7 protein-coding genes are annotated in these 5,311 nt (G+C 61.7%); 1 reads left to right on the top strand and 6 read right to left on the bottom strand.

Annotation, left to right across the window (positions count from 1 at the left end; genetic code table 11):
- From AC1DWI_RS13055 to AC1DWI_RS13030, 6 genes are all read right to left on the bottom strand, one after another.
- Positions 1–379: hypothetical protein (locus AC1DWI_RS13055; protein ID WP_477724977.1), on the bottom strand; the 379-nt coding region annotated here is incomplete at its 3' end.
- 3 nt (positions 380–382) lie between these two features.
- The gene (locus AC1DWI_RS13050; protein WP_457280525.1) at positions 383–910 is read right to left on the bottom strand and encodes an O-acetyl-ADP-ribose deacetylase; all 528 of its coding nucleotides are present in this window, start codon (positions 908–910) and stop codon (positions 383–385) included.
- 69 nt (positions 911–979) lie between these two features.
- Positions 980–1,711: an amino acid ABC transporter ATP-binding protein gene (locus AC1DWI_RS13045; protein WP_457280526.1), complete on the bottom strand. Its 732-nt coding sequence runs from the start codon at positions 1,709–1,711 to the stop codon at positions 980–982.
- Entirely contained in the window at positions 1,689–2,456 is a 768-nt protein-coding gene (locus AC1DWI_RS13040) for an amino acid ABC transporter permease (protein WP_457280527.1), read from the bottom strand. The genes AC1DWI_RS13045 and AC1DWI_RS13040 overlap by 23 nt, the downstream gene beginning before the upstream one ends.
- 18 nt (positions 2,457–2,474) lie before the next feature.
- On the bottom strand, positions 2,475–3,242 hold the full coding sequence (locus tag AC1DWI_RS13035; protein WP_457280528.1) for a basic amino acid ABC transporter substrate-binding protein: 768 nt from the start codon (positions 3,240–3,242) through the stop codon (positions 2,475–2,477).
- 177 nt (positions 3,243–3,419) lie between these two features.
- Positions 3,420–4,310 carry a dienelactone hydrolase family protein gene (locus tag AC1DWI_RS13030; protein WP_457280529.1) on the bottom strand — a complete coding sequence of 297 codons (891 nt, stop codon included), beginning with the start codon at positions 4,308–4,310 and terminating at the stop codon, positions 3,420–3,422.
- Between the two features lie 313 nt (positions 4,311–4,623).
- Between AC1DWI_RS13030 and AC1DWI_RS13025 the strand changes: the two genes are divergently transcribed.
- The coding region (locus tag AC1DWI_RS13025; protein WP_477724976.1) for a DUF2726 domain-containing protein at positions 4,624–5,311 on the top strand (688 nt) is incomplete at its 3' end.

Below are 5,311 nucleotides of genomic sequence, written 5' to 3'. Positions count from 1 at the left end.
GCGCAATCGCTGCCGCAAGAGAGAAGAAAAAAACCAGCCCATAGGTCATCAGGGCGAGCAAGGCTCCGCCTTTCAATTCAAGGGGTGCACCCGCCCTTGTTCTGGCTCGCGAGCCGAGCCACCATGCACCCAGACCCAGTTGTGCCGCCAGTCCGGTGGCCAGGTCCACAAGGGATTGGCGTATGGGGTCCGAGCCGGCGCCCAGCGACCTGACAACAGCACCGACGGCGAACAGAACCATGAACAGGACAACACCGAAAATGAATGCGTGTTTCCAGCTCAGTTGCGTACGGCGATAAAGCCAGGCCGCCAGTTTGACGCAGACAACATACGAAAAAATGGTGAATGCAATCGGGACAAGGCCGGGAAGTTCTGGCATGCGTCAATCTCCGCAGTCAAGGGCCTTGCCCAGCACATGCTGGTAGACCGCCAGGTCTTGCGCCGAAAAGCAGCAGAACACCACTTCCGTCAAGGAAGAGGGTTGCTGCAGAGCCTGGCGCACGCTGGCCACTGCGACCTGGGCAGCCAACTCAATCGGGTAGCCGTAAATGCCGGTGCTGATGCTGGGGAAGGCCATCGACGTAACGCCTTTGGCTGCCGCGATTTCCATGGCGCGCCTGTAGCAGGAGGCCAGCAACTCAGGCTCGCCGTTGCCGCCACCGCGCCAGACCGGACCCACCGTGTGGATGATGAACTTCGCCGGGAGCCGGTAGCCTTTGGTGGCTTTGGCCTCGCCGGTTTTACAGCCGCCCAGCAGGCGGCATTCATGGACCAGTTCAGGCCCTGCAGCGCGATGAATGGCACCGTCGACACCGCCGCCGCCCAGCAGCGATGAATTGGCAGCGTTGACGATGGCGTCAAGCTGCAGTTTCGTGATGTCGGCCTGGACGGCTCGGAGGGTTGCAGGCATGGCGACCTCTCTGGATGGCTGAACCTTGCTGGGAGAAACGCGTGCCCGCAGGAGCGGGCGCGCGCTGTCTCACAACACCTTGCTCAAAAAGCGCTTGGTACGCTCTTCCTTGGGGTTGTCAAAGATCTCCGCCGGTGAGCCCTCTTCGATCACCAGGCCTTCGTCGATGAACATCACGCGGTCGGCCACCTGGCGGGCAAAACCCATTTCGTGGGTGACGACCACCATGGTCATGCCTTCTTCGGCCAGGGCCTGCATCACGGCCAGCACTTCGCCGACCATTTCGGGGTCGAGCGCAGAGGTGGGTTCGTCAAACAGCATGATGCGCGGCTGCATCGCCAGCGCACGGGCAATTGCCACGCGCTGCTGCTGCCCGCCCGAAAGCTGGTTGGGGTAGGCGTCGATCTTTTCGAGCAGCCCGACCTTGACCAGCAGTTCACTGGCACGGTTGCGCGCCTCCAGTGCCGTCAGCTTGCGCACCTTGGTGGGCGCCAGCGTGATGTTTTCCAGCACGGTTTTGTGTGGAAACAAATTGAAGCGCTGGAACACCATGCCGATTTCCGAGCGCAGGGCATCGACGTCGGTCTTGGGTTCGTGCACCGACACGCCGTGCACCAGCACCTCGCCGCCGCTGGCGTCTTCCAGTCCGTTCAGGCAGCGCAAAAAAGTGCTTTTGCCCGAGCCGGAAGGGCCGATGACGCAGACGACTTCGGTGGCCTTGATGGCGCAGTCGATGCCGCGCAATACCGGCGTGTGGCCAAACTGCTTGGTCAGCCGCTTAACGCGAATCACCTCGTCCATAACGAGCCTCCAGTTTTTTGACAAGGTAAGCCAGGCCCAGCGTCAGCACCCAGTACATGAGGGAGATGGTGAGGTAGGGCTCCCAGTAGCGCGAATAGGCGCCGGCGACGGTGCGCGCGGCGTAGGCCAGTTCGGCCAGACCAATCGCCGAGATCAGCGACGAGTCTTTCAGCAGCGAGATCGCGTTGTTGCCCAGCGGCGGCAGCATGCGGCGAAAAGCCTGCGGCAGCACGACGTGGTACATGGTGCGCGGAAAAGACATGCCCAGCGAACGCGAGGCTTCGACCTGGCCCTTGTCGATGGACTGGATGCCGGCGCGGAAGATCTCGGAAATGTAGGCGCCGGCATTGAGCGTGAGCGCCACGATACCGGACAGGAAGGCGCCGTAGTTCTGCTTGATGTCGCGCGCTGTCTCGCCCGAGATGATCAGGCCGTCAGTCGGGTTGATGAACAGCGGCAGCACTGCGAAGTGGATCAGCAGGATCTGCACGAACAACGGCGTGCCGCGGAAAAAGCTGACGTAGACGGTAGAGGGCCAGCGCAGGGCGTATTTGCAGATCGCGCGCGCGGGCGAGTGGCGCGATTCGGCCACGCGCGCCATGCCGACCGCCAGGCCCAGCAAGGTGCCCTGCACGATGCAGATCAGTGTCACCATGATGGTCATCTGCAGGCCGCGCCAGAACAGCACGCTGTACTCGGCAATGATGTCGGCCCGGAACCAGCCGAACCAGAGGACGTGTTCCATAAGGAGGTGTCCTGATGTTTACTGGGCGGGCAACGCGGGAGCGTCGGCCTGGAACCATTTCTTGTAGATGGCGGCGTAGCTGCCGTCGGCCTTGACGGCGGCCAGGCCTGCGTTGAGTTTGTCCTGCAGCGCCTTGTTGCCCTGTTTCACGACGATGCCGAAGTATTCCTTGGGAAAGCTCGCGTCGCTGACGGTCTTGAGCTGTTTGTGTTCCTGGGCGCGAAAGGCGATCACCCCGTTGTCGCCGATGGCGGCGTCCAGGCCGTTGTTGGCCAGCTCGGAGATCACGACCGGGGTGCTTTCAAAGCGGCGGATGTCGGGGTTGGTCTTGCCGAATTCGCGCGAAGCCATGTCGTCGCCGGTGCTGCCGGTGACCACGCCGATTTTTTTGCCGGCAAGGTCTTTCAGGCTCTTGGCCGTGCTGTTGCTGTGCACGGCGATCAACTGGCGGGCTTCGAAGTAGGGGGCGGTGAAGTCGTAGGACTGCTTGCGCTTGTCGTTGATGGTGACGCCCGAGATGACCAGGTCCACATCGCCGTTGTTGAGGGCCGCGAAGATGCCGGTCCAGGGGGTGTTGACGATCTTGATCTGCAGGCCGGATTTCTGGGCGATGGCTTTGATCATGTCTACGTCATAGCCGACAATTTCCTTGGTCGGGCTTTCATAGGCAAACGGACGGTAGGTGGCGCTGGAGCCGACGACCAGCTCCCTGTTTTGGGCCTGGGCTGCGCCCAGCGCACAGGTAAGCAAGCCGGCTGTCGCGGCAATTTTTTGCAGAATGTTCATGGTTGTGTCCAGAGGATCTGAGTGAGGGAAACGCTCGCCGGCTCGCGGAGAGGCCGAAAAGCGAAAGTAGCCAATGGTAACGCGTGCAAAAGCCGTGCCTGGCGCGTTCCGGGCAGGGTTTTCGCGGGGGACGATGCAGGGATGGGCGGGCAGCGGGCCCGCGATGCCTGACCGGTTCTAGGCCCTGAGCTGTTTGTTAAAAAACGCCAGGGTGCGCTCCCACGCCAGCTTGGCCGCGGCGGCGTCATAACGCGGCGTGGTGTCGTTGTTGAAGCCGTGTTGCGTGCCCGGGTACTGGTAGGCGGTGTAATTCGCACCTGCCGCCTTGAGTGCCGCCTCGTAGGCAGGCCATGCGGCATTGATGCGCTCATCCACCGCAGCGAAATGGATCAGCAGCGGTGTCTTGACCTTGGCGGCATCTTCCGCTGCCGGCAGGTTTCCGTAGAAGGGAACGGCTGCGCTGAGCTCCGGCAGGCGCGTGGTGAGTGTGTGCGACATGCCGCCGCCATAGCAGAACCCGACCACACCCAGCTTGCCGGTGCAGTCGTCCCGGCTCTTGAGCCAGGTGGTGGCCGCCACGAAATCCTCCACGCACTTTCGCTGGTCCAGTTTGGCGAACAACTCGCGCGCCTTGTCTTCGTCGCCGGGGTAGCCGCCCAGGGGGGTGAGTGCGTCGGGTGCGAAGGCGATGAAGTTGTCCAGCGCCAGCCGGCGGGTGATGTCTTCAATATGCGGGTTGAGGCCGCGGTTTTCATGAATGACAAGCACGCCGGGCAGTTTGCCGGTGGCATTGGCAGGCCTGGCCAGATAGCCTTTGACTGTGCCTGAGCCGGCGGACGACGGATAGCTGACCATGTCGGTCTTGATGCGTTTGTCATCCCGGGCAATTTGCTGCCCCGCGGCAAAATCGGGGCTGAGGGCGGCCAGCAGGGCTGTTGCGGTCAGGCCGGCGGTGGCGAATTTCTGGGCGCGCTCCAGGAACCCGCGCCTGTCAATGGTGCCGTGGACATAGGCATCAAACAGAATCAGCAGTTCCTGGTCAAAATCCTGGGCGGTCTTGCGTGGCATGTTGGGCTCCTGCAAAAAATCGAGCATACCGATTCGTGGCCTGCGTGGCAAAGGTCATCGTCAACCCGCGGGGCCGCAGTGTTTTGCGGCGCCATCCGGATGCTATGAAAAATATAGCTGCTTGCGCACGGCGGGGTTGGGCTGGAGGCTCTTTTTGTGCCTGAAACCCCTGGAAAACCGGCAAAACCTGTTTTAATAACGCACCGGGACGCTGGCCTGAATTGACAGGGCGTCCGTTCTGTGACTCACTGGGGTCGCTGTTCGCACTGCCTGGCTTCGGCGGCATCCCCAATCGATAGAGGAGAACTGCATCTTGAACCTGATTTCCTGGCTGATGACGTTGCTGGGCGTCGCCGTGGGCGCGCTTGCAGGTGTTTTGCTGTATGCCGCCTGGCTGCGCAAAAGCGCGAGTGCGAAGCTGCGGATACCCCACAAATGGCCGCTGCGTGCCCGCGGGGTGGTTACCAACGATGAATACGAGGTATGGAAATGGCTGCGAAGCACTTTCCACGACCACGCGGTGATGGTCAAGCTGCCGGTGCTGCGCTTTACCATTCCGCTGGAAAAAGACAAGGAAAAGGAAAAAGACAAGGAAAAAACCGAACGCCTGCTTGAGCTGCTCAATGGCGTCTACACGACTTTCACCATCTGCACCCTGGATGGCAAAGTCGTCGGTTGCGTGGATTTGCGCGGCAAACGTGATGTGAGCAAGGCCACCCGCCAGCTCAAGGAGACACTGCTGTCGGATTGYGGCATTGCCTACACCTCCATCAAGGCCGGCCGTCCTCCCACGGTCAGCGCCATGCGTGCCGCCTTCCTGGGGGAAATTCCGGAGGAGCTGGTGCAGGAGCACCAGGAAACCCGCGGCGGCGACAGCAGTTTCCACGCCGACCTGGAATCTTTCACCCGGGAACGTGTCAAGGCCGCCAAGGACGCCGCGCTCAAGGAACTCAACAAGGACAACCAGCCCGAATCCCCGCGAGCGGCGGCTACCCGCAATG

The sequence above is a fragment of the Polaromonas sp. P3_C2 genome (genome assembly GCF_056402675.1).
This window is presented reverse-complemented; position numbering and strand designations above follow the sequence as displayed.